The organism is bacterium (assembly GCA_040753555.1).
Classification (GTDB): Bacteria; UBA9089; UBA9088; order UBA9088; family UBA9088; genus JBFLYE01.
The window spans coordinates 1-1,715 of sequence record JBFMDZ010000315.1; the positions used below are offsets into that span (position 1 = coordinate 1).

The 1,715-nt window shown below is 31.4% G+C and carries 2 protein-coding genes and 1 tRNA gene; all 3 read right to left on the bottom strand.

Going from position 1 to position 1,715, the window contains the following annotated elements; genetic code table 11:
• Window positions 1–77: 77 nt before the first annotated feature.
• Window positions 78–150 (bottom strand) — tRNA-Lys (locus AB1630_12980).
• 46 nt (window positions 151–196) lie between these two features.
• Complete coding sequence (locus AB1630_12985; GenBank protein MEW6104701.1) at window positions 197–925, bottom strand: methyltransferase domain-containing protein; 729 nt, start codon at window positions 923–925, stop codon at window positions 197–199.
• Window positions 907–1,551 carry an alpha/beta hydrolase gene (locus AB1630_12990; GenBank protein MEW6104702.1) on the bottom strand — a complete coding sequence of 215 codons (645 nt, stop codon included), beginning with the start codon at window positions 1,549–1,551 and terminating at the stop codon, window positions 907–909. Before AB1630_12990 ends, AB1630_12985 begins: the two co-directional genes overlap by 19 nt.
• Window positions 1,552–1,715 lie beyond the last annotated feature (164 nt).

Here is a 1,715-nt window from a genome sequence, read left to right on the forward strand (position 1 = left end):
TTCGGGCTTCGACTCCTATCTGCCAACTTTTGTTTTATCTTCTCAAAATGTTTTTTCTATAACACTTTGTTTTTCCTTGGGTCGTATAGGAGTCGAACCTATAACCTTGGGCTTAAGAGGCCCCTGCTCTGCCGATTGAGCTAACGACCCTTTAATGTGCAAAATTATAGTGAACCAAAGAGAATAAGGTCAATAATTATTTGACATTTTGTCCCTTACACAGAAAAACCTCATATGTAGCAAATATTCCTCCAAATTTATCCCTATAAATTCTATCCAATCTTTCAACCCTACCTTTTGTCCAAAGCATCTTTTTATTTAGGGAAGAAGAATACCTTATACTTACAAGCATTTCCATAATTGAGTCATATTCTTTTTTAATAACCTCCTCTTTTATAAAGTAATCTTTAAATATTTTCCTTAAAATTTCCTCAATATCTTCTTTTTTTGGAAATGATAAAGCCCTTATTTTTATATCCATTTTAAATAGCTCATTAAGGGAGAAAGCAAGCTCATTTAATGTGCTTTTGCCAAAAATGGAAAATAGTAAAACCCCGTTTTTCAAAAGAAGGTTTTTATATTTTTCCAAAGAGGCTAACTCATTAAACCATTGAAAACAGGCATTGGATATGATTAGATTAAATCCTTTTTTAAATGGAGGTTTCTCTCCATCTCCAACAACAAATTTTACATCCCCTACCCTATTTCTTGCCAAATTTACCATTTTCTCTGATGCATCTAATGATATTATTTTTCCTGCAAACCTTTCCTTAAGCATTTTTGTAAATTGTCCATCTCCACATCCAATTTCAAGGATGTTATAGACATTATCAGGGGTTAAGGCTATAAGGCTTTCTCCTATTTTTTCCTGGATTTCTCCTCCCTTGTAATACTTTGAAAATTTGTCTATAATCCCTTTATCCATTTTAAGAAATCCTTATTTAGAAATGGGATATGACTAAGGTTATCCATCAAAATAAGCTCTTTTTTTGATTTTTCGCAAAGAGAAATTGCGCTGCTAATTGGTGCAATTTTATCATTCATTCCAGCAACGATGATACAATGTTCTATTTTTTTTAAAAGTTTGCTCTCTATTTTTAAACTTGAAAGAATTTCTAATCCTTCAAGAAGAATTTTTATATCCATTTTAAGGTAGTATGGCAAAAATTTCTTTTTAAATTTTAAGAATTCATCATTATTAAATGAACTTTTATAGAAGCTGTAAAGACAGGCTTCTTTATTTTTTATAAGATTTTCCTTCAAAGGCTCAATTTCTTCTTTTTTATATCCTTTTCTTATTCCAACAAGAATAAGCTTCTCTGTTAATTCTGGATGTTTAACAGCAAAATTAGCCCCAAGAAATCCACCCAAAGAATGGCCAAATATAAGAACCTTCTTTTTAAGAAAGGAAAGGACTTCCTCCTCAAAATCATAGCTTGAAGGAAAAATAAGGTTATACCTTAATGGCAATTCCTCAAGGATTTTATAATCCAGCCCCCATCCAGGAATAAGAAGGCAATCCTTCTTATAACCCCTATCTTTGTATAACATCTAATTTTTCTATAATAAAACCTTACCGTTAATTATGTCTAGAAATTCCCCAATTTTACTAAAACCTTTCATAGGGCTTAAATTTATGGTTATTGAAAAATATTAGAATAATCCTCCCCCTTTCCCCCTTTAGCGAAGCGAGAACTCTATTTTTATTGTGCTTT